This is a genomic window from Burkholderia mayonis, from assembly GCF_001523745.2.
GTDB lineage: Bacteria > Pseudomonadota > Gammaproteobacteria > Burkholderiales > Burkholderiaceae > Burkholderia > Burkholderia mayonis.
This window is the reverse complement of sequence record NZ_CP013387.1, coordinates 1,933,592-1,955,883: the sequence shown is the minus strand read 5'-3', so window position 1 is coordinate 1,955,883 and position 22,292 is coordinate 1,933,592. Positions and strand designations below refer to the sequence as shown.

The 22,292-nt window shown below is 70.2% G+C and carries 14 protein-coding genes; 9 read left to right on the top strand and 5 right to left on the bottom strand.

All coding sequences use genetic code 11. The features are described from left to right. Positions 1-202 precede the first annotated feature (202 nt). Together WS70_RS27355 and speB are read right to left on the bottom strand one after the other, a co-directional pair. Positions 203-1,606 (bottom strand): hypothetical protein, encoded by a 1,404-nt coding sequence (locus WS70_RS27355; RefSeq protein ID WP_059597456.1) that lies wholly within the window; start codon positions 1,604-1,606, stop codon positions 203-205. 414 nt (positions 1,607-2,020) lie between these two features. After that, complete coding sequence (speB, locus tag WS70_RS27350; protein ID WP_059472943.1) at positions 2,021-2,974, bottom strand: agmatinase; 954 nt, start codon at positions 2,972-2,974, stop codon at positions 2,021-2,023. 152 nt (positions 2,975-3,126) lie between these two features. Between speB and WS70_RS27345 the strand changes: the two genes are divergently transcribed. Together WS70_RS27345 and WS70_RS27335 are read left to right on the top strand one after the other, a co-directional pair. After that, on the top strand, positions 3,127-4,041 hold the full coding sequence (locus tag WS70_RS27345) for a LysR family transcriptional regulator (protein WP_059472901.1): 915 nt from the start codon (positions 3,127-3,129) through the stop codon (positions 4,039-4,041). A gap of 232 nt (positions 4,042-4,273) precedes the next feature. Further along, positions 4,274-4,717, top strand: coding sequence for a hypothetical protein (locus WS70_RS27335; protein WP_059597454.1), 444 nt, complete (start codon positions 4,274-4,276; stop codon positions 4,715-4,717). On the opposite strand, the gene WS70_RS33930 is transcribed toward WS70_RS27335, so the two are convergent. The 3 genes from WS70_RS33930 to WS70_RS27320 are packed head-to-tail and all read right to left on the bottom strand — an operon-like array spanning position 4,612 to position 6,957. Continuing rightward, positions 4,612-5,232, bottom strand: coding sequence for an HAD family hydrolase (locus tag WS70_RS33930; protein ID WP_059597452.1), 621 nt, complete (start codon positions 5,230-5,232; stop codon positions 4,612-4,614). The two genes, WS70_RS27335 and WS70_RS33930, sit on opposite strands and share 106 nt — an antisense overlap. Then, positions 5,195-6,499 (bottom strand): type II toxin-antitoxin system HipA family toxin, encoded by a 1,305-nt coding sequence (locus WS70_RS27325; protein WP_418230175.1) that lies wholly within the window; start codon positions 6,497-6,499, stop codon positions 5,195-5,197. The genes WS70_RS33930 and WS70_RS27325 overlap by 38 nt, the downstream gene beginning before the upstream one ends. Before the next feature lie 29 nt (positions 6,500-6,528). Next, positions 6,529-6,957 (bottom strand): helix-turn-helix transcriptional regulator, encoded by a 429-nt coding sequence (locus WS70_RS27320; protein WP_059472905.1) that lies wholly within the window; start codon positions 6,955-6,957, stop codon positions 6,529-6,531. Between the two features lie 1,026 nt (positions 6,958-7,983). Between WS70_RS27320 and bcsB the strand changes: the two genes are divergently transcribed. The 7 genes from bcsB (at position 7,984) to bcsA (ending at position 22,282) form a co-directional block, all read left to right on the top strand. Then, a complete protein-coding gene (gene bcsB, locus WS70_RS27310) occupies positions 7,984-10,287 on the top strand; it encodes a cellulose biosynthesis cyclic di-GMP-binding regulatory protein BcsB (protein ID WP_059597450.1) in 2,304 nt (767 codons plus the stop codon). 592 nt (positions 10,288-10,879) lie between these two features. After that, positions 10,880-12,007, top strand: a complete 1,128-nt coding sequence (gene bcsZ / locus WS70_RS27305; RefSeq protein ID WP_059472944.1) for a cellulose synthase complex periplasmic endoglucanase BcsZ — start codon at positions 10,880-10,882, stop codon at positions 12,005-12,007. A 203-nt stretch (positions 12,008-12,210) separates the two neighbouring features. Further along, positions 12,211-16,248: a cellulose synthase subunit BcsC-related outer membrane protein gene (locus WS70_RS27300; RefSeq protein ID WP_418230174.1), complete on the top strand. Its 4,038-nt coding sequence runs from the start codon at positions 12,211-12,213 to the stop codon at positions 16,246-16,248. A 10-nt stretch (positions 16,249-16,258) separates the two neighbouring features. Beyond that, complete coding sequence (gene bcsE, locus WS70_RS27290) at positions 16,259-18,760, top strand: cellulose biosynthesis protein BcsE (RefSeq protein WP_059597445.1); 2,502 nt, start codon at positions 16,259-16,261, stop codon at positions 18,758-18,760. Continuing rightward, positions 18,757-18,969 (top strand): hypothetical protein, encoded by a 213-nt coding sequence (locus WS70_RS27285; RefSeq protein ID WP_059472909.1) that lies wholly within the window; start codon positions 18,757-18,759, stop codon positions 18,967-18,969. Before bcsE ends, WS70_RS27285 begins: the two co-directional genes overlap by 4 nt. Next, positions 18,966-19,751, top strand: a complete 786-nt coding sequence (gene bcsQ, locus WS70_RS27280) for a cellulose biosynthesis protein BcsQ (RefSeq protein WP_059597443.1) — start codon at positions 18,966-18,968, stop codon at positions 19,749-19,751. The genes WS70_RS27285 and bcsQ overlap by 4 nt, the downstream gene beginning before the upstream one ends. Then, positions 19,748-22,282 carry a UDP-forming cellulose synthase catalytic subunit gene (bcsA, locus tag WS70_RS27275; RefSeq protein WP_059597442.1) on the top strand — a complete coding sequence of 845 codons (2,535 nt, stop codon included), beginning with the start codon at positions 19,748-19,750 and terminating at the stop codon, positions 22,280-22,282. Before bcsQ ends, bcsA begins: the two co-directional genes overlap by 4 nt. Positions 22,283-22,292 lie beyond the last annotated feature (10 nt).

Below are 22,292 nucleotides of genomic sequence, written 5' to 3'. Positions count from 1 at the left end.
GGCGGCGTTCTCGTCAATTGCCTGAGCCGGCGATCGAGCGCGGCGACGAGTGCCGCGCCCGCGTTCGACATCGTACGAAGCGGTCCCTTGTCGATTCGACGACAGGTTCCGCATTGACTGATTCAGCAGGCCGGTCGGCGCGCGACGCGTCGACCGGCTTCATGCAAGGCGGTTCGCTGAAAGCGAGCCGCCTTTTTCGCACTTATTTGCGGCCGAGATAGGTTTCGGTGCAGATATGCGTGAAGCGGGCGATCGATGCGCTCTGATGCAAGTTCCCGTTGTCGAGGTAGGCGACCGCGAACGAATACGGGTTGTAGGTGATCCGCCAATGATCGGAGGGCACTGACATCGTATAGAAGTCGCCGGTCACCGTCCCGCCGCCTTGGCACAGGCCGACTTTCAGATCGACCAGCAGGTTGCCGTTCGCATCGGTATAGCCCGACGTTTCCGTCAACAGCGTGTTGGGGCCGTTCGGTCCCGCGCTATCGTATGCGCGCACCCAGATTCGCTCGCCCGGCGGCAGGCGGACGTTGCCCGTCGAATCCCACGCGGCGACGCCCGGCGTCACGACCCGTGCGACGTTCTCGCCGCCGGTGCGTACCAGATGCGTGATGTTCTCGGTGTCGAGGAAGCGGTAGAAGCCCGCGGTGCCCGCGCCGTCCGACACGCGCAGCGTATAGGCTTGCGCGGCCGGCGCCGTCGTGCCCTTGTCGTAGACGCGGAACATCAGCGTCGCGCCCGCAGGCGACGTGATGTTGTACGACGTCCCCGAAGCCAGCGTCGCCCATGTGTTCGGCGCGGTCTCGAGCTCGGCCGTTTGCGTGCCCGCGCCCTTGAACGTCACGTAGTTCGTCGTTTGCGTCGAAGGCACTTGCACCGCGTAGTAGTCGAAGTCCGCGACCGTATCGAGGTTCGCGTTGATCTGCTGGTTGCCGGACAGCTGCGTCGGATGCAGGATCGAATCGTTCGGCTCGTAGCTGTCGTAGCCCGTCGTGCCGAGCACCTGGAACTGGAACGTCGCGTTGCCCGCGCCTTGCTGCGCGCTGACGAGCAGCAGCAGACGCACCGGGCCGTTGGGGATCGCTTCGACGATCTTGTTCGGCGACAGGTCGGCCTGGCTGTCGAGCACTGTCCACGAACTGTCTTCGTTGACCTGCACGAGATGGACGTCGTGCTGTTCGTTCGCGGGCAGGTTCACGACGTACGCGATGATCTTCGTCGCGCTCGGCGCGACGAACTGGAAGCAGTCGGCCTGGCCGGCAGGCGCCGTGGGCGCGTTGTACGCGGCGCCGATCGTCACGTCGGTGCAGTTCGCGACGCTCGGCGCGACGGTCGCGGCGGCCGCGGCGCCGAGCGTCGATTGCCGCGTCGCGAGCGACGCGCGCGCGCCGGCTTGCCGGATCGCGCTGGCGGACAGCGTCGGCAGTGGACGCGGCAGGTTCGGCAGCGACGCGCGACGCGCAGCGAGCTGCTCGCCGATTTTCGTCGGCTCCGCCTTGCTGATGCCGGAAACGTGCGATTGCGCGGTGAGGGTCGGGGGTTGCGCCCATGACGAGCTCATCGCCGCCGCGGTCAGCAGCGCTGCCGCGTACTTCAGTGTTTTCATTAAGGGTCTCCTTGCGTGTACGTGAATGCGCTTGACGCGCGGCAATCATCATACGTTTGCTGGAGAAAAAAGGGACGGGAAAGTTTCGGATTCGATGCCGAGATAATGGCCGATGTCGATGCAGTCATTGGATGCAACGGGTGTGCGCCGTCCGGAAAGGCTCGTTCGTCTCGAGCGGGATTGAGAAGGAGCGGGCGAGGCGGCCGACGCCGGCGAACTGCAGGCGCGATTCGGCATGCCGGGAGCGGCGTGGCGAACGCCGGAATGCGGCGGCGGCCCGGCCGAATCCCGATCGATGCGCGCCGTCGGCACGTGGTGTCGCGGCACGCCGCTTCGCGCGTGCCGCGCTGCATTCGCGATTTCGGCGAACGTCCTCGACCGGCCTGGCTTGCCAGTCGGGTCCGCCGCCAGGGATCAGGCGCGCCGCTTCACGCCGGGCAGCACACAGAGCATCTCATATGCAAGATTCGCGCCGAGCAGCGCGGTAGTGCCGAGCGGATCGTACGGCGGCGCGACTTCGACGAGATCGGCGCCGACGATGTCGAGCCCCCACGCGCCGCGCACGATCTCGAGACCCTGCGGCACCGTGAGACCGGCGATTTCCGGCGTGCCCGTGCCCGGCGCGTACGCGGGATCGATGCCGTCGATGTCGAAGCTCAGATAGACGGGGCCGCCCTGTACGCGCGAGCGCACTTCGTCCATCAGCGGCGCGAGCGACCGGTTCCAGCACGCCTCGGCCTGGACGACGCGAAAGCCCTGGCTGCGGCACCAGTCGAAATCCTCGGCCGCATAGCCGGTGCCGCGCAGGCCGATCTGCACGACGCGCTTGCAATCCAGCAAGCCTTCCTCCACGGCCCGGCGAAACGGCGTGCCGTGCGCGATCTTCTCGTCGAACATCGTGTCGTTGACGTCCGCGTGCGCGTCGACGTGAATGAGGCCGACTCGCCCATGCTCGCGATGCATCGCGCGCAGGATCGGCAGCGTGATCGTGTGGTCGCCGCCGAGCGTGACCGGGCGGCAGCCGTGCGCGAGGATCGCGTCGTACGCGGCTTCGATCCGCGCGATCGAGTCGGCGAGGTTGTACGGATTCGTCGCGACGTCGCCGACGTCGGCGACGCGCAGCGAATCGAACGGCGCCGCGCGCGTCGCCATGTTGTACGGGCGCAGCAGCACCGATTCGCTGCGGATCTGGCGCGGGCCGAACCGCGCGCCCGTCCGGTTCGACGTGCCGAGGTCGAACGGCACGCCGACGAAGCAGGCGTCGAGCCTCGCGGCGTTCGCCGCTTGCGGCAGCCGCATCATCGTCGCGATGCCGCCGAAGCGGGGCATCGCGTTGCCGCTTTGCGGCTGGAAATAGTGATCCGGCATCGTCTTGCTCCCATCGTATCGGTTGCGCCGTATCATCCGAATACGACGACAGGCCGTGTTGTACGTCGCCAAAAGTGCGACTTGAATCACGAAGATCCAACGTTCACATTGATGAAATTCCATGTATCGGCGGCGCTTGCCGCGGAGGAAGCATGCTCGGCACCCTGACGGATCTGGACCTCCGGCTGATTCGCGTGTTCGTCGCGGTGGCCGACGCGGGCGGCGTCAGCGTCGCGCAATCGACGCTGAACGTCAGCCAGCCGACGATCAGCACGCAGTTGTCGACGCTCGAGACGCGCGTCGGCTTCCGGTTGTGCGAGCGCGGGCGCAGCGGCTTTCGGCTGACGACGAAGGGCGAGCGCTTCTACGCGCTCGCGAAGAAGCTGTATGCGGCCGTCGACGCGTTCAGCAGCGAAGCGCGGCACATGGACAAGACGCTCGTCGGCACGCTCGCGATCGGCCTCATCGGCCACACGCCGATCAGCGAGAACGCCCGCATCAGCGACGCGATCGCGCGGTTCCGGCAGCGCAACGAAGCCGTGCGCTTCGTGATCTCGGTGCGGCCGCCGGGCGACCTCGCAGAGCGTCTGCTGAGCGGCGACGTGCAGATCGCGATCGGCTATTTCTGGCATCGCGTGCCGACGCTCGAGTACACGCCGCTCTTCGTCGAACGTCAGGTCGCGTACTGCGGGCGCGGCCATCCGCTCTTCAGGCGGGCGGGGCGGCTCGCGCCGTCGAGCGTCGCGGATTTCGAGTGGGCGTGGCGCACCTATCCGCTGCCCGAAGCGGCGTTGTCGACGACGCCCGCGAAAGTTACCGCGCAAGCCGACAACATGGAGGCCGTCGCGCTGCTGATCCTGTCCGGCCATCATCTCGGCTATCTGCCTCGGCATTTCGCGGCGCCTTACGTGAAGCAGGGGCTGCTCAAGGCGCTGAATCCGGGCATGCTGGGCTACGACGTGACGTTCCAGGTGGTTACGCAGCGGCGCGGCCGGCAGGATCCGATCGTGCAGGCGTTTCTCGACGATCTGACTCACGCGCATCGAGGCGGCGCGTCGCGCGCTTGAAGGGGATCGCGCGCGCCGCGGCGTTCACGGGCGGCCGCGCGTTTCGAATGGGCGCGCGCATCGATTTCGCCCGGTGGTGCGAGATCGGCTTTTTTCGCGATCGGGCGCGTGGAGGGACCCGTTCCATTTGAGCCAGGTCAAGCCGGTTTGCTGCAACTGCACGCAGTATGCATCCGGGCGAATGGAGTCCCGTCGGCGCCGCGCGTCCACGGGATCGCAACGGAGCAATGCGATGGAACACAGGTACGAGCATCGTCGACATCGACGGCTAGCCAGGTGGATTCATGCGGTAGGCCTGAGCGCGCTGTTCGCAATCGGTGTGACGTGGATCAGCGCGATCGTCGATCATCCGGTCGAGCAGGCGATCGTCGACGGAATGACGGCGTCGGAATGCGCGGAAGTGCGGGCGATGCCGGCGGGCTCGCTGCTGTCGGCGACGCAGCCGGACAACGCGGTCTGCCGGTCGTTCTTTCTGTACCGGGCCGCGTACGTCGACGCGGCGAGCAGCGCGGCCGGCTATTCGGCGGCCGTGATGCGGGCGCGCGTCGACGAGTTCTGGCAACTCGTCGGCTACGTACTCGCGCTGTGGTTCGTATTTGTCTGCATTGTCGTCGGCATCGTCCTGATCGTGCGGCGGCTGTTCGAGCAGCACGCCGGGCATCGCAAATCCACTTGAGCCGAGCGGGCGAGGCGGCGCCGGGGCGGCCCCGGCCGAGCGATTGCCCATGTCCTCGAGGCGCCGGTCTGGTCGCAAGATGCGTTCGCCGCCGAGCGGCTGTTCCATGTCCTGTAAGCGATAGCCGAGCGACGCGAGCCAGCGCTCGGCTCGATGCGGGCGATCTTGCCTTCGCGGAACGTCGGCACGCCGACCGCATTGCCGGTATAGCGCGCGTGCGGATCGTCTCCCTCGGCGCCGAGCTCGATGCCGAGCAGGCGGTCGAATCCCAGCGCCTTGCCGATCGGCGCCGTGACCAACACGTTGGCGGCGGCCACGGTGCAGCACGGATCGCCCGCATCGCGATGCCGCTGCACGAGCGCGCGGCGAGCCGGATCCCGGATCGCCGGCCCGATCACGTCGCCCATGAACCGCGTGCGCCACGCATCGAGTTGCACGCGCGACAGGGTTCGCGGCAACGGCCGCGCCGCTTCTTCGCTATGCTCGCGCCGGCGATGCCGCGGCGAGCTTCGCATTCAGACGAAGCATCCCGCTGAAGATCGCGTCGGCGACGTCTCGCGGAAAATCGCGCGGCAGCCGCGCCGACACTTCGTCGACGACGCCTGCGGTTCGCGCGGTCAACGCGTCGATCATGTCGTCGACTTCGGCCGGCGCGAAGCCGACGCGCTGGCCCTGCGCGATCCAGTGCCGCCGCTGGATCTGGTTGATCGGATAGTGGAGGTTCTTGCCGCGCACGCCCATCGCGAGCCGCGCGCGCTGCGCCGGCAATTGATTCGCACCCCGACCGATCACCGGATGCGCGGACAGCACGTCGTAGAGCGGCGTCGATCGAAAGCGATTACCCGGCAGATGCGCGATGCTGAAGTTCTTCGCATGGCCGTCGGTCGCGGCGAGCAGCCAGAACACGATCTGCGCCGCGAAGAATGCGTAGCGGTCGGCCGCGTGCTCGGAGCCGGCGAGCACGTCCATGATCGCCTCGATACCCGGTCCGCCGTCGGCCTGATATTTGTCGAATGCGGACGTGCCTGTCGCCTGGCACATGTCTTCCTGCGGCAGGCGCAGGAGCCAGCGTGCATCGCTCGACGGCTTGCGGTCGAAGCGCTCGACGACGAGCGCCTTCCGATCGTCGAAATGCGCGATGTCGCAATGCGCGATCGGCAGTCCGTACGCTGCGACGATTTTCGAGCACAGCCATTCGTTCTCGACCGACGTGCGCATGTCGGCGCGCCGGTTGCCGACGAGCCCGAGCGGCAGCTTCAGGATATGCGTGGTCGGCGTGCTGCCTTCGGGCAGCAGCCAACGGCCGCGATGGCGCAGCAGCGCGGTCTTTTCCTGCGCGCCCGCGATCGACAGGCGCAGATCGTCGAGCGGCTCGTGCTGCCCGGCCTGCGGCGCGGACGTGATCTCGCGCAGCAGGCGCGCGATGTCCGCGTCGGCGAGCGCGTGCCCGCGAATGCGATCGAGATCGTCCGGCGTTTCGTCGGGCGGCAGCATCTGCAGCGCGCCGACGCAATCGCGGCCGAGCGTCGAGAGCAGCTCGAACGGCGACGTGCCGCCCGTTCTGTAGCGCATCGCGATCCGGCGCCGGATCGGTTCGCTGTCGGGCAGCAGGTTGTCGAAGTAGTCGCTGACGAGCCGGCCGCGATACGGCTGGTTGCCCGGCGTGAACGGCAGCGAAAGCGACAGGGGGCGGCCTTGCGGGTCCGCGATCCATTCGTCGAAGTAGACGAGGCGCTCGCCGTCGCGGGCATGCTCCCAGTAGCCGACGGGCAGGCCGTTCATCCACAGATGCAGGCGAGCCGTGCGCGCGCTCACCAGTCCTCCCGCTTCTTCGGGGCGGCGCTCTTGCGCGGCGAGCGGGGCAGGCGCTCGGCGGCGTGCAGGTCCGGCACGGATGGCCTCGCAGGCAACGCGGGACGCTTTGCGGCGACGCGTCCGCCTCCTGTCGTTTTCGCGACTTTGCGCGCGGGCGCGGCGACCGTTTGCTTCGCGGCGGGCTTGGCAGAAGCGACGTAGGTTTGGGTCAGTGTGAGCTCGACGTCGAGGATGCGCAGCACCTTGACCAGCCGCTCGACGCTCGCCGACGCCGGGTTTGCCTCGAATTGCGCATACGTCTGCTGTGTGACGCCGAGGCGGCTCGCGAGCATCGCTTGCGTCAATCCGGCGGCCTTGCGGAAGCCGCGCAAGATGGGCCGCCATTGGCTGAGTGTCTTGATCCCGTGTTCGATGGTGATGGCCATGCGTGCACCCGATTGATATGCAAAGTACTGCCTATATTCGAAGAAAACAGTCTATATGCTGTAAATTGAATTTACAAGCTTCAGGCTGTATTTGTTAAAAACAGTCCATGACCTGTTTTTATGGGTGCATGGACATATCGGACGACGACGGCGGCGAGTCGATTTGTCGCGGTGCGTCGAGCGTGCCGATGCGGTCGCCGATGCGGCAACGTTTGCGTGCGCCCGGTTGTTCGTTTGCGCGTGCCAAAGTGTGCATCGACCCTGTTTTCGTGCGATTCCGGGCTGCGCCGCACCCGCCGATTTCCCGTCAAAAATTGCGTTGGCCCGTGTGCTTTTGGGTGGCCACGTCCCGTATAATTCGCAGCTTTTTGACAATCTGACAATCGGCTCCAGCCGAGATTCGCATCGCAGCCGGACACGACCGGCGGCGATCGTGCAGATCAGGCGATGTCGAGTGGCGGCGCAACGGAGCGCCTGTCGCGTCGAGGGGTAATCGAGCGCCGGCATGTGCCACCATCCGGCCTATTCGCGATCGAAATTGTCAGATTAAAAACGGCACGCTGGCGAAGCCGTTTCGACGCCCCTGCGCGATTGCGTTTCCGACGCGCGCGCCGGCGTGTGAAGGTTGCATTTCCCGGCAGGGCGACGCGCGGGTGGAGAGATTTCCGCGCGTTGTCCGCCGGACGCGAACGATCGAAACCCATCGTTCGCCGTGTGCGGAGCGACGCCGGCGAGGCCGGCGTCGAGTGACATGACGGGGGCGTTGCCGTCGGGACGGGATGACGGCGCGCGGTCACGCACGCGAACAATCGACAGCCGCAGGCCGCCAACGGTCCTGTCGGCGGGCAGGCGGCTTGCGCCTGTGCGGGCGATTGCGCGCGACTCGATATCGAGACAGTCAGCAGGCCAATCAAAATGTTCGCCCATAACAGGCCAGGTTTTTTGCGGGGAATGTTGGAATATCGACGGACGGCGGTGCCAGCCGTCCGGCTTCGAAGCCGGCTTCGCATTCGATCGGCTCTGCCGATGAAGCCGATTGCAACGTTTGCGAGCGCACTCGCGATCGCCTCCGCGCTCGTTCATCCCGGTTCATCGATCGCGGCGCCGCAATCGCAATCGCAGCCGCCGAAGCAGCCGCCGCAGAAACAGCCGTCGGCGTCGACCGCCGCCGGCGCGTCCGCGCCGCTCGCCGCACCGAAGCCGCCTGGCCTTGCCGGCGCCGCGATCCGCGTGCCGTTCGCGACGCTCGGCGCGTACGAGACGCTGCGCCTGCGCGGCAGCGACACCGCGCGGACCGTCAACGCCGGCGTGCGGCTCGACCGGATGGTCACGGCCGCGCGGCTGCGGCTCACCTATACGTATTCGCCGTCGCTCGTGTTTCCGGTGTCGCATCTGAAGGTGTCGATCAACGGCGAATCGGTCGCGACGCTGCCGTTCGACAGCGAGCACGCGGGCCGCGCGGTCACGCAGGAGATCCCGCTTGATCCGCGCTATTTCACCGACTTCAACCAGATCGAGCTGCGCCTCATCGCGCACTACACGCTCGATCATTGCGAAGACCCCGAGCATTCGGCGCTCTGGGCCGACGTAAGCCCGACGAGCGAGCTGATCTTCGACGAGGCGTCGGTGCGCTTGCCGAACGATCTCGCGCTCCTGCCCGCGCCGTTCTTCGACCGGCGCGACAACAGCCGGCTGCGCCTGCCGTTCGTGCTGCCCGCGACGCCCGACGACGCGACGCTGCGCAGCGCGGGCGTGCTCGCGTCGTGGTTCGGCGCGCTCGCCGATTACCGGCAGGCGCGTTTCCCGGTGTCGTCGACGTTGCCCGCGAACGATCATGCGGTGATCGTCGGCGCCGCCGCTCAACTGCCCGCGTCGCTGCAACTGCCGCCGATCGACGGCCCGATGCTCGTCGTCGCCGACAACCCGGTCGCGCCCGACAAGAAGCTGCTCGTCGTCACGGGCCGCAGCGCGGCCGACGTCGACGCCGCGACGAACGCGCTCGTGCTCGGCAACGCCGCGCTGTCCGGTCCGTGGGCGCGCGTGTCGCGCATCGACATCGGCGCGCCGCGCAAGCCTTACGACGCGCCGCGCTGGGTGCCGGTGAACCGGCCGGTGACGTTCCGCGAGCTCATCGGCAACCCGGCCGATCTGCAGGTGCGCGGCAGCGCGCCCGATCCGGTCCGGCTGAATCTGCGCTTGCCCGCCGATCTGCATTCGTGGAGCGGTTCGGGCGTGCCGCTGTCGCTGCACTATCGCTACACCGCGCCGACCGTGCGCAGCGATTCGATGCTCGCCGTCGAGATCAACGACCAGCTCGTGCAGTCGTACCGGCTGTCGCCGCGCAGCCAGGACGCGCGCGGCCGCGTGCAGCTGCCTTTGCTGTCCGACGCGGACAGCCGCGCGACGAACGACGTCGACATCCCGGCGTTTCGCGTCGGCAGCGCGAACCAGCTGCAACTGCGCTTCACGCTCGATTCGGAGAAGACGGGGCTCTGCACGGGCGTCGCGAGCGAGCCGCAGCGCGCGGCGATCGATCCCGATTCGACGATCGATTTCTCGCGCTTCATCCATTACGCGACGCTGCCGAACCTCGCGTACTTCGCGAACAGCGGTTTTCCGTTCACGCGCTACGCGGATCTGTCGCAGACCGCGATCGTGCTGCCCGAGCGGCCGTCGCCCGTCGAGCAGGAAGCGTTCCTGACGATGCTCGGCCACATGGGGCAGTGGACCGGCTTCCCGGCGCTGCGCATGCAGGTCGCGCGGACGGCGGACGCGCCGCGCATCACGGACAAGGATCTGCTCGTGATCGACGGCGCGCCGCCGTATGCGCAGTTGTCGGGCTGGCGCGACGCGCTGCCGGTCGCGATCGGTGCGGGCGCGGACGGCGGCTTCGCGCGCGCGACGTTCTCGGTGAAGGAGCGCTGGCGCGACGATGCGCGCTCGCCGTCGGGCGGCGCGCGCTTCGAGCAGAGCGGCGCGCTCGCCGCGCTGTTCGGCTTCGAGCTGCCGGGCAGCGACGGGCGCAGCGTCGTCGCCATGACCGCGACCGACGCGCGGCATCTCGGCGATCTGCTCGACGTATTCGAGAAGCCGGGCCTCGTCGCGCAGTTGCAGGGCGACGTCGCGCTCGTGCGGGCCGGCGCGGTCGAGAGCATGCGTGTCGGCGAACCCTATCTCGTCAGCTACGTGCCGTGGTACGCGCGCGTGTGGACCGCGGTCGCGAAGCATCCGGTGCTTCTCGGGCTGCTCGGCGCGGCGGCCGGGCTGCTGCTCGCGCTCGGCGCGTTCGGCGCGCTGCAGCGGATCGCCGCGCGGCGGCGGGGGATCTGAGCCGATGGCCGGGCGGGCGGTGCGCGGCGCGCGGGCGCGGTGGGGCAGGCGATGCTGGCGGGCGTTTTGTCGGGCGTCTGCGGGCGTCGCGGCGGTGAGCGTCATGACAGCGAGCGTCGCGACAGCGGGCGTCGCGGCGGCTTCGGGAAGCGCCGCACGTGCGACGGAGCGCGCGTCAGGCGATGCCGGATGGCGCGACGTCGCCGGTCCAGCATCGGCCGCTTCCGCATGGCCAGGTTCGAGCGGAAATCGGGGCTTCGGCGCGAACCCGGCCGCACTCGCGGCCATGAGTGCGGACGCGAGTACGGACGTCGTCCCAAACCTCGGCGCGAATGCGTCAATGGCTGGCGTGAACCCGGGCGGCCGCGCGCTTCGAGCCGAGCATGCGAGCCGGCTTGCAAGCGCGAAAGCGGGTCTGGATGCGGTCGCCAATGCGACGCGAGGCGGTTACGCGAGTTCGAGCGACGGCGCGCCGGCCGAGTCGGGTGAGCGCGTGAGTGTCGTCGCGAGTGAGCGCATCGTCGCGAGTGTCTTGACGAACGAGATTGCAAGCGAAGGCAAGCGTCCGCGCGACGCAACGGACACGATCGCGATGTCGGCGTCGCCCGCGGCGAAGTCCGCTCGCACGTCCGCCGCCGCTGTCTGCACGCCTTCCTGGCCGCGCTGGGATCGCTTCAAGCGCGACTTCATGTCGGCCGACGGCCGCGTGATCGACGTCGGCTCGGCCGACGAACGGACCGTGTCCGAGGGGCAGGCATACGGGCTGTTCTTCGCGCTCGTCGCGAACGACCGGCCGGCCTTCGATGCGCTCCTCCACTGGACAGAGAACAACCTCGCGCAAGGCGACCTGACCGCGCATCTGCCCGCGTGGCTGTGGGGCCGCGCGGCCGACGGCGCGTGGCGCGTGCTCGACGCGAACGCCGCATCCGACGCGGACGTGTGGATCGCGTACGCGCTGCTCGAAGCGGGGCGTCTGTGGCGCGAGCGCAGCTACACCGCGCGCGGCGCGCTGCTCGCGAAGCGCGTGCTCGACGACGAGACCGCGACGCTGCCGGGGCTTGGCCTCGTGCTGCTGCCCGGGCCGGCGGGCTTTCGGCCGATGCGCGATCTGTGGCGGCTGAATCCGAGCTACTCGCCGCCGCAGGCGATTCGCGGCATCGGCGCGCATCTGCCGGACGACGCGCGCTGGGCGCGGCTCGCGGCGAGCGTCGGCCGCGTGCTGATCGATACCGCGCCGCGCGGCTTCGCGCCGGACTGGGCGCTGTACCGGTCGGGTCACGGCTTCGAGCCGGATGCCGACTCGCATGCGGAAAGCGCGTACAACGCGATTCGCGTCTATTTGTGGGCGGGGATGCTCGACGCGAGCGACGCGCTCGCGCAGCCGCTGCTCGCGCATTTCGCGCCGTTCGCCGATCACGTCGCCGCGCACGGCGCGCCGCCGGAAACGGTCGACGCGACGACGGGCGTGGCGGGGCCGCGCGACGGCAACACCGGTTTTTCCGCGGCGGCCGTGCCGTTCCTCGACGCGCGCGGCGAGCACGCGCTCGCCGATGCGCAAGTCGCGCGCCTCGCGCGGCTCGAGCGAGAGGCGGCGAGCGGCTACTACGCGAACGTGCTGACGCTGTTCGGGCTTGGCTGGCGCGACGGGCGCTACCGGTTCGCGGCGGACGGCACGCTGAACGTTCGATGGAGCGAGCCGTGCTCGACGCCCGCTCGCTGACGATGACGCGCCTCGCGGTGTGCGCGCGGCGCCGTGTCCGGCTCGCCGGGATCGCGGTGATCATCCGCAATGCCGCGCTCGGCCTGGCGTTCGGCGCAGCGCAAAGCGCCATTGCGGCTTCGGCGTCGCAAGCGGCTCCAGCTCCCGTTCCCGTTTCCGTTCCATCGGTGGCGATATACGACGCTCCGGTCCGGGCCGTCCCGATGACGCAGGCGTCGTCGGTGCGACTCGTGTCGATCCCGCGAACGTCGTCGGGTGCGATGTCGGCGAATGCCGCGTCGATGCGGCAAGATGTGCCGCGTCGACGCTCGCCGACGTCCGAGACGCGCGCGCGCGCGGCGGCGTCACAGCCGTTCGCGCGCACAGGCGCGTCGATGCCGCTTCGCTTGGCCGCGCCGCCGTATTCGATATCGACGACGCAATCGTCGCAGATCCGCTTCGTCCCGACGCAGCCGCGCGGCGCGCCCGCGACGCCGCAGCCCGTCGCGACGCCGCACTCGCCCGATGCCGAAGCCGCGCGTCAGTTGTACGCGACGGCGCGCATGTGGGCCAACAAGCATCGCGACGACCTCGCGCGCGACGCGCTGCGCAAGGCGCTGCTGATCGCGCCCGACGATCCGTCGCTGCTCGCCGAGCAGACGCGGATCCTGCTGCGCGTCGGCGATGCGAATGGCGCTCGCGCCGCGCTCGCGCGTCTGAAGGCGGCGGCGCCCGGCGCGGTCGCGACGCGCCAGGCCGACGACGAATACCGCGTCGCGACGAGCGGCCGCGAGGAGATGGCGCAGATCCGCCTGCTCGCGCGCAGCGGGCGCGGCGACGACGCGGCCCGGCGGATCGTCGCGCTGTTTCCGCACGGCGCGCCGACGGGCACGCTCGGCGCCGAGTATTACCAGATCGTCGCAAGCGCGCCCGATGGCCGCGCGCGGGCGATCGACGCGCTGCGCCGGACCGTCGCCGCCGATTCGTCGGACGTCGACGCGGCGACCGTCCTCGCGAAGCTGCTGAACCAGCGCGGCGACACGCGCGCGGAAGCGAACCGGCTCGCGTGGACGCTTGTCGCGCGGCCGGACACGGACCGGCGCGCGGCGCTGTCGCTGTGGCGCAGCGTGCTGCAATCGGCGGGCCGCGATCTCGCGTATCTCGACGCGTTCCGCGCGTACCTGACATTCGTTCCCGGCGACGACGAATTCCGCGGCAACGCCGCCGCGCTCGAACAGCAGCGCGAAGCGCAACGGCGCCTCGAACGCGATCCGGACTACATCGCGCAGCAACGCGGCCTGCAGGCGCTCGCGCGCGGCGACTTCGCGGCCGCCGAGCCGCTGCTCGTGCGCGCCGCGCGGGCGCGCGCGGGCGATCCCGACGCGGTCGGCGGCCTCGGCTTGCTGCGCTTGCGCGAGGGCCGGCACGACGAAGCGCGCGCGCTGTTCGTGCGCGCGGTCGCGCTCGCGCCGGACAATCGCGCGAAATGGACGAGCCTCGCGGGCACCGCGCGCTTCTGGGGCACGCTTGCGCAGGGCCGCGCGGCGGCCGCGCAAGGGCGGGCGGACGACGCGGAGCGCGCCGCGCGCGCGGCGCTCGCGCTCGAGCCGGACAGCGCCGACGCGCAGCTGCTGCTCGCCGATTCGCTGCTCGCGCGGCGCGACTGGCGCGCGGCGGAACCGCTGCTGCGCGCGCTGCTCGCCGCGCGCACGCCGAGCGTGTCGGCCGTGCGCAGCGTGCGCACGCTGTACGAAGAAACCGGTCGCCTCGACGCGCTCGGGCCGCTCATCGACGCGCTGCAAAGCCGCTTTGCCGCGGCTGACGATCGCCGGGCGCTCGCGCGGCTGCGCGCCGATCTGCTCGCCCAGCAAGCGGACGCGCTCGCGGCGTCGGGCAAGCGCGGACCGGCCGCGCAGCGCTACGAAGCATCGCTGCGCATCGCGCCCGACGCGCCGTGGACCCGCTTCGCGCTCGCGCGGCTGTATCGCGACATGGGCCTGCCGCAGCTGGGTCGGGCGGTGATGGACGACGGGCTGGCGGCGTCGGACGCGGCCGACATGCGCCACGCGGTCGCGTTGTATCGAAACTCGCTCGACGACGTCGCGGGCGCGCAGGCGGCGTTCGCGGCGATCCCGGACGCGAGCCGCACCGACGGCATGCGCGCGTTCGCGCGCAGGCTCGATGCCGAAGCGTCGCTCGCCGACGCGCGCGCCGCGCTCGCGCGCGACGACCGCGCGGCCGCCGCGGCCGCGCTCGATCGTGCGCGAAGTTTCGCACCCGACGATCCGGACATGCTCGCGGCCGTTGGCGCACAGTGGATCGACAGCGGCGACATCGAGCGCGGCCTCGCGCCGCTGCGCGACTGGATCGCCGCGCATCCGCAGCAGGCCGACGCCGATGTCCGGCTGCGCTACGGCGATCTGCTCGGCGGCGCGCAACGCAACGACGCGCTGGCCGCGTGGCTCGACGCGCTGCGGCGCGGCTCGCCGCTGAGCGCCGCGCAGACTGCGCGCCTCGAGGATCAGTCGCTGCGGCTGATTCTGCGCGAGACCGACGATGCGCTCGAGCGCAACGACTACGCGCACGCGCAGCGCCTGCTCGATCGCGCGAGCCCGGCGGGCAAGGCCGATCGCCGCTACGCGCTCGAGGTCGCCGAGCTGGCGCGTGCGCAGGGCCGCTACGATGCCGCGCGGCTCGCGCTCGCGCCGCTGCTGGCGCGCACCCCCGACGACGCCGACGCGCGGCTCGCGCTCGCGCGCATCCTCGACGACGACGGCGAGCATGCGGAGGCGCTCGCGCTCGTGCACGACGTGCTCGCGCGCACGCCGCCCGACGATGTCGACGCGCAACTGTCGGCGGTGCGCCGGCTGACTGCGCTGCGCCTTCCGCGGGAAGCGGCGCGGCTCACCGCCACGCTGCGCGTTGCGTATCCGGCGCGTCCGGACGTGACGGTCGCGGCCGGGCGGGTCGCGCAGGCGCTCGGCCGCTACGACGACGCGGAATCGCTGTACCGGCAGTCGCTCGCGCAGGAGCGCGCGACGGGCGCCGCGCCGCGACGCGACGGCGCGACACCCGCGCAGGCCGCCTGGACCGACTTGCAGCAGCGCCGCGATCCCGAGATCGAAGCGGGCTGGCTGCCCGCGTACAAGTCCGGGGACGAAGGAATTTCCGCGTATCGCGCGTATCAGGCGCCCGTCTATCTGCAGCTTCCGTATCGCTACGACGGCCACGTCTTCGTCCATCTCGACGCCGTGCGGCTCGATGCGGGCACACTCGACACGAGCGATCCGCGCGCTGATGCGCTCAACACGTTTGCGACCTATCCGGCGCTCGCCGATCCGTCGGCGGCGCCCGGCGGATCGCTGCGCCAGCGCGCGACGGGCGTCGGCGGCGGCGTCGGCTACCGGACCGACGCGTGGCGCTTCGACGTCGGCACGACGCCGCTCGGCTTTCCGGTGCATTACGTCGTCGTCGGCGCGCGCTATCGATTCGACACGGGCCCGGCGAGCTTCTCGGTCAGCGCGTCGCGGCGGCCGGAGACGGGCAGCGTGCTGTCGTACGCGGGGCTGCGCGATCCGTGGACGGGCGCGACATGGGGCGGCGTGCGGCGCGACAGCGTCGATCTGCACGCGTCCGTCGACATCGGCCGCGTGAACCTGTTCGCCGATCTCGGCGCGGGGCTGCTGACGGGACGCAGCGTCGCCGGCAATTCGGCCGTCACGCTGCGCACGGGGCTCATGGCGCCCGTCTACCGGCGCGCGGACATGCGCGTGAGCGCGGGACTCGTCGGCAACGCCTGGCACTACGCGCAGAACCTGCGCTTCTACACGTACGGGCAGGGGGGCTACTACAGCCCGCAGCGTTATCTGTCGATCGGCATGCCGATCGAATGGGTGGGGCGGCGCGGCCCGTTCACATGGGACGTGACCGCAACGACCGGCGTGTCGAATTCGTATGAACGGGATTCGCCGTACTTCCCGAACGGACTGCCGGACTCGACGCTCGTCAAGACCGCGCAGGCGCTCGGCCACCCGGTGTTTTCGGGGGGCTCGACGCGCGGCGTGTCGTTCTGGTATGGGTTCACCGGCGTCGCCGAGTATCGCGTGAACGCGCGGCTCGTCGTCGGCGCGCGGTTCGACATCGATCACGCGCACGACTACGCGCCGAGCTCCGGTCTGGTGTACGTGCGCTATTCGTTCGACGCACGCAAGGACAGCGGCGGCTTTTCGCCGTCGCCGGTTCGACTCTATTCGAGCTACTGATGGACGCGACATGAACGACACACGCGTGAAATCCGATTCGACCTTCATCCGTTCCGAACGCGACGCCGCCGAGACGGGCGCGTTCGGGCGCTTGCGCGCGCTGTGGCGTGCGTGGTCGCGTGCCGTGACGCCGCACGACCGAGCGGCGGCGCCGAACCGGCTCGCGATCGACGCGCTGCCCGACGAGTGGACCGAGCTCGAGCCGGGCGGGCTGTATGCGGTGTATGCGGCGGCGCGCACGCCCGCGTGCGATGCGCTGATCTGGGAGAGCGTGCGGCATGCGCGCACGCGTGACGTCACGGTCGTGCTCGCGCGCGAGCGCGCGGACGTCGCGGCGCGGCTGCGCGAGATCGGCTTCGACGAAGATGTGCATGCCCGGGGCTGGCCGCGACGATTGAACGTGCTTGCGATGCCGCTCGATGACGCGGACGCGGATGAGGCGCTGCGCACGGGCCGGGTCGATGTCGCGGCCCGCGCGGGTTTCGATGCGCGGGCGTCGAAGCATCGACGGGGAGGCGAGGCGGGTGCGTCGGCGGTGGATGTCTCGTCGGGCGCGTCTGCGTCGAACTCGACAGGCGCATCGGGAGTGCCGAAGGTGCATGAGATGCCGGATGTATTGGATGCGCCGGATGCGCCGGATGCGTCGAAGGTGTTGAACGCATCGAACGCATCGAACGCGCCGAATGCATCGAACGCGCCGAATGCATCGAACGCGCCGAATCCGCTAGAAGACGCCGCGTCGCCGCCCGCGTTCGCGCGTCTCGTCGGCGGCCTGCGCGCGCTGAAGCGCTACCGTTTTCGCGCGAACGCGCTGTATTTCGTCGAAGGCGCAGAGTGTTGGTTCAGTTGGCACGATCCGGTCGCGCTGACGCAGGAAGGGCGCGCGCTCGCCGGCTGGTGCCGTGCACATCGGATCGCGCTCGTGCTGCTGATCGACCCGCGAGCGGCGGAGGCGGACGCGAGCCGCGCCGACGGGGCGCGCGCGATCGCGTCGCGTGCCGCGGCTGCCGTTCGTGACGAGGCCCGCAACGATGACCGCGCCGGTGATCGATCCGACGACCGAACCGCAGACCGCGCCGCCGCATTCGCCGGCGACGGCGCGCGCTCCGCACGCGGCGGATTCCACGGCGCATGTGCGGGCGTCGCGCAGTTGCAGCGTACGCACGGCGAGCTGCGCTGGATGGTCGACTTCTGGCGCTCGCGCGGCGCGGTCGCGACGGGTGAGGTTCGCGCGCTGCGCTTCACGGGAGACGGCCGGCTGACGGCCGTGCCGGCGGCCGGTGCGCACGCGCTGCGCGGCGGCGCACAGCTCGCGTTCGACGAGACGCGCGTCGTCGTCTGCCGACGCGTCGTCGAGCGCGAATCGTGGGCGCCGGGCGATTGGGACGTCGTCGACGACAACGCCGCGGTGCTCGCCGCCTGCGAAGGCGCGCACGCGGCGACCGCCGTACTCGCGTTCACCGGCCGCGCGCAGCTCGAAGCATTGTGCTCGGCGATCCACGCGCTGCGCTTGCGATGCGGCGGCGCGCTGAAGATCGTCGTCGTCGAACGCGGCGAAGCGCTGCGCCATCAGTTCGAGCTGCTCGCGCTGAACCTCGGCGCGAATCAGGTCGTCGCGCGCAATCTGCCGTTTTCGCGCGTGCTCGCGGTGCTGCGCTCGCTGCAGGGACAGTTGTATGCGCGCCCGGTCGCGGCCGATTATCGGGCCGCGCTCGCCGCGTCGCTCGGCGATACGGTGCTCGGCTATCTGCCCGTCGGCGCGTTCTGCGCGCATGTACGCGCGGTGCTCGAGCGCAGCACGGTGCTCGCGCTGTCGCATACGCTCGTGAAGCTGACGCTGCTGCCGGGCGTGCCGCATGCGGACGCGCTGCGCGCGTGCGCGTTGCGCCGTGCGGGCGACGTGCTGACCGCCGACGCGCAGCATCTTTATCTGTTCCTTTTCGCGTGCGAGCTCGCCGATGCGAGCGACGTGCTCGGATACATCTTCAGCGTGCCGGTCGAGCGGATATCGGATCGCGGCGCGTATCTCGCGGAGGAGAGCATCGAGCATGAGCTGAGCGCGCTCGATGCGGCAAACCGGCGCGCGCCGATCGCCGATTACAGCGACCTCTTTTCGGCGGCGGCCGTTGTGAAGCGCGAGCCCGACGCGCGCACTGCGGTCGAGCATCCGGCCATGCCGCGCATCGAAATCCCGCCGGACGAACGCATGCCGCGGCATGCGCCGAGCACGTCGACGCCAACGAGCGCTCGATCCGCATCACATGCGCTGCCGCGACGATCGGCGTTCCCCATATCGCCCGCGTCGCGCGCACCGACCGAAACGGCGCAGATCGTCGTATCGCCATCGCCCATGCCGATCGCATCGACTGCATCGACCGCATCGACCACATCGATCGCGACGCCGCGCCTCCCGCATCCGCTCCGGTCTCCGGCCGCCGGCGCGATCGTCCACACCCGCACCCGCACCGCCACGCGCGATGCGATGCCGCTGCACATCAAGGAGGCCGAATGATTTCGCTGATGATCGCCGGCTTTGTCGTCGGCGTCGTGATCGCCGTTCCGATCCGGCTCGTGACGTCGCGCGCCGGCGTCGGAAAAGGCCTGTCGCTGCCGCGCGACTTCGATCGCCGCGACGCGGTGCACTGCACGCTCGAGCCGGTCGCGCTGCACGCGCGACTGCTTCCCGCAGCCGCGGCGCGCAAACGGCGGGGCGCGCAATGAAGACGATCGCCATCGTTTCGACGACGGGCGGCGCGGGCCGCACGATGCTGACGGCGGCGCTCGCGGTGCTGCTCGCGCGCCGTGGGCGGCCGGCCGTCGCGCTCGATTTCGATCCGCAGAATCTGCTCGGCGTGCAGCTCGGGCTGGACGCGTTCGCGTCGGCGGGCATCGCGCACGCGCTGACGGGCACGGATGCCGTCTGGCACGCGCACACGTGGCGCAGCGCGGACGGCGTGCTGTTCGTGCCGTACGGACACGTCGATCCCGCGCAAGCGCTCGCGTGCGACGGGCGGCTGGCCGCCGAACCCGGATGGCTCGCCCGCGCGCTCGCCGACGTCGACCTGCCGGCCGACGGCGTGGCGCTGATCGACACCGCGCGCTACCCATCGCAGCAGGCGGCGCACGCACTGCGCTGCGCGGATCTCGCGTTGTGCGTCGTGCCGCCGGATCCCGCCGCGTGCGCAACGGCCGCCGCTCGGCTGCCGGAACTGCGTGCCGCGCATGCCGCCGCGCTGCGCATCGTCGTGAACCGCTTGAACCCGGCGCGCGACATGCAGCGCGACGTGCTCGCGATGCTGCGCGCGGCGGCGGGGCCGGGCGTCGTGCTCGAGCAGCGCGTTCATCTGGATGCGGCGCTGCCCGAGGCGCTCGCGCGCGGCACGTGGTTCTTCGACGACGCGCCGCATTCGCAGGCGTCGCACGATCTGCACGGCGTCGCGAACTGGGTCGACGCGTGGCTCGATGCAACGGTGGGGCGCGGCGCGGCGGGGACGATCGCATGAAACCGCACACGACATTCCGCCGGCGGATCGGCGACGCAGTGGTGCGCGCTCGCGATTGGATCGCGCGCGGCCTCGGCGTGCCCGACGAACGCTCGTCGTTCGACTGGCTCGTGCGCGTGCTCTTTCACGCGCCCGCGCCCGGCAAGCGCGACGTCGTGCGCGACTGGCTGCGCGCGGCGATCCTGTGGGCCGCCGCGCAATGGGGCGTGGCGCGGCCGCGCCGCGCGCGCGACTGGCTCTGGCGAGCGTTCGTGCGCGCGCCGCATGAAGCACGATCGCGCGCGCGCGATCCGCTCGCATGGATCGACGCGACGTTCGTGCCGGCATGCCTGTTCGCGCGACGCGTGCAGCGACGCGTCGACGGTTGGCTCGCGCGTCTGCCGTGGCATCGCTGGGGCGAGCGCATCGAGCGCGGCGCCGAGCGTGCCGGCGCGCGTCGCTGGCTGCTGCCGGCAAGCGGCGCGGCAGGCGTCGCGCTGTGGCTCGCGGCCGGCACGTCGCCGCTCGCGCCCGCGGGCCAGTTCGCGTTCTTCGCGACGGTCGCCGCGCTCGCGCTGATGCTGCGCCGCGTGCCGGGCCGTCTGCCGACGCTCGCGCTCGCGACGTTCGCGCTGCTCGCGATGGCGCGCTACATCTGGTGGCGTAGCACCGAGACGCTCGATTTCCGCACGCCGGTCGAGGCGTTCGTCGGCTATCTGCTGTACGCGGCCGAGGCGTACACATGGCTCATTCTCGTGCTCGGCTTCGTGCAGACCGCATGGCCGCTCGAACGTCCGGTCGCGCGCCTGCCGGACGATCCGGCCGAGTGGCCGAGCGTCGACGTCTACATTCCGACCTGCAACGAGCCGCTCGCCGTCGTGAAGCCGACGGTGTTCGCCGCGCAGAGCCTCGACTGGCCCGCCGACAAGCTGCGCGTCTATCTGCTCGACGACGGCCGTCGTCCGGAGTTCGAAGCATTCGCTCGCGACGCGGGCATCGGCTATCTGACGCGCGACGACAACCGGCACGCGAAGGCGGGCAACATCAACAGCGCGCTTGCGCAAACGCAAGGCGAATACGTCGCGATCTTCGATTGCGATCACGTGCCGACGCGCTCGTTCCTGCAGACGACGATGGGCGCATTCCTTCGCGATCCGACATGCGCGCTCGTGCAGACGCCGCATCATTTCTTCTCGCCGGATCCGTTCGAGCGCAACCTCGGCACGTTCCGCCGCGTGCCGAACGAAGGCAGCCTGTTTTACGGACTCGTGCAGGCGGGCAACGATCTTTGGAACGCGGCGTTCTTCTGCGGCTCGTGTGCAGTGTTGAAGCGCGGTCCGCTCGAAGAGGTGGGCGGCGTCGCGATCGAGACCGTCACCGAGGACGCGCACACCGCGCTGAAGCTGCATCGCCGCGGCTATGCGAGCGCGTACCTGCCGACCGTTCAGGCCGCCGGCCTCGCGACCGAAAGCCTCGCGGGCCACATCCGGCAGCGCGCGCGCTGGGCGCGCGGCATGGCGCAGATCTTCCGGGTCGACAACCCGTTCGTCGGCCGCGGCCTCGGCTTCTTCCAGCGCGTGTGCTACGGCAATGCGATGCTGCATTTCTTCTACGGCATTCCGCGGCTCGTGTTCCTGACGATGCCGATCGCGTACCTGTTCTTCCATCTGTATTTCATCAACGCGTCGGCGCTCGCGCTCGCGAGCTACGTGCTGCCGTACATGGCGCTCGCGCACGTCGCGAACGCGCGGATGCAGGGGCGCTTCCGTCACTCGTTCTGGGCCGAAGTGTACGAATCGGTGCTCGCGTGGTACATCGCGCTGCCGACGACGATCGCTTTCCTGAGCCCGAAGCACGGCAAGTTCAACGTGACCGCAAAGGGCGGGCGGATCGACGAAGGCTACGTCGACTGGGCGACGTCGAAGCCGTATCTCGCGCTGTTCGTGCTGAACGTCGCGGCGATCGGCGCGGGCTTCGTCCGTCTCGTGCTCGGCGGCGGCGACGAGGCGTCGACGATCCTGATGAACGTCTCGTGGGCGCTGTACAACCTCGCGATGCTCGGCGCGGCGCTCGCGGTCGCGCGCGAGGCGAAGCAGGTGCGCGTCACGCACCGGATCGCGATGCGCGTGCCGGCGACGCTGCTCTTCGCCGATGGCACGACGGCCGCATGCCGCACGAAGGACTATTCGGCGGGCGGCCTCGGCCTCGATGCGGTGCCGGGCGCGCGCCTCGCGCTCGGCGACACGCTCGACGTCTGCGTGAGCCGCGGCGACCGGCCGTTTCATTTCCCGGTGCGCGTGACGCGCATCGACGACGCGCATCTCGGCGTGCAGTTCGAGCGCCTGACGCTTGAGCAGGAGCGGCAGCTCGTTCAATGCACGTTCGGCCGCGCGGATGCGTGGCTCGACTGGCGCGAAACCGGCACCGGCGACGCGCCGCTGCGCGGGCTCAAGGAGGTGCTGTCGATGGGCGCCGAAGGCTATGCGCGGATGCTGAGGGCGGCCGCGAGCGAGATGCACGCGATCCGCACGGCCGACCGCACGCGTCATTGACGCGCCGATT

Excerpts from the sequence above, each read along its gene's own strand:
- WS70_RS27355 (WP_059597456.1), bottom strand. The coding sequence starts at position 1,606 with ATGAAAACACTGAAGTACGCGGCAGCGCTGCTGACCGCGGCGGCGATG.
- speB (WP_059472943.1), bottom strand. The coding sequence starts at position 2,974 with ATGCCGGATCACTATTTCCAGCCGCAAAGCGGCAACGCGATGCCCCGC.
- WS70_RS27345 (WP_059472901.1), top strand. The coding sequence starts at position 3,127 with ATGCTCGGCACCCTGACGGATCTGGACCTCCGGCTGATTCGCGTGTTC.
- WS70_RS27335 (WP_059597454.1), top strand. The coding sequence starts at position 4,274 with ATGGAACACAGGTACGAGCATCGTCGACATCGACGGCTAGCCAGGTGG.
- WS70_RS33930 (WP_059597452.1), bottom strand. The coding sequence starts at position 5,232 with ATGCGAAGCTCGCCGCGGCATCGCCGGCGCGAGCATAGCGAAGAAGCG.
- WS70_RS27325 (WP_418230175.1), bottom strand. The coding sequence starts at position 6,499 with ATGAACGGCCTGCCCGTCGGCTACTGGGAGCATGCCCGCGACGGCGAG.
- WS70_RS27320 (WP_059472905.1), bottom strand. The coding sequence starts at position 6,957 with ATGGCCATCACCATCGAACACGGGATCAAGACACTCAGCCAATGGCGG.
- bcsB (WP_059597450.1), top strand. The coding sequence starts at position 7,984 with ATGAAGCCGATTGCAACGTTTGCGAGCGCACTCGCGATCGCCTCCGCG.
- bcsZ (WP_059472944.1), top strand. The coding sequence starts at position 10,880 with ATGTCGGCGTCGCCCGCGGCGAAGTCCGCTCGCACGTCCGCCGCCGCT.
- WS70_RS27300 (WP_418230174.1), top strand. The coding sequence starts at position 12,211 with ATGACGCAGGCGTCGTCGGTGCGACTCGTGTCGATCCCGCGAACGTCG.
- bcsE (WP_059597445.1), top strand. The coding sequence starts at position 16,259 with ATGAACGACACACGCGTGAAATCCGATTCGACCTTCATCCGTTCCGAA.
- WS70_RS27285 (WP_059472909.1), top strand. The coding sequence starts at position 18,757 with ATGATTTCGCTGATGATCGCCGGCTTTGTCGTCGGCGTCGTGATCGCC.
- bcsQ (WP_059597443.1), top strand. The coding sequence starts at position 18,966 with ATGAAGACGATCGCCATCGTTTCGACGACGGGCGGCGCGGGCCGCACG.
- bcsA (WP_059597442.1), top strand. The coding sequence starts at position 19,748 with ATGAAACCGCACACGACATTCCGCCGGCGGATCGGCGACGCAGTGGTG.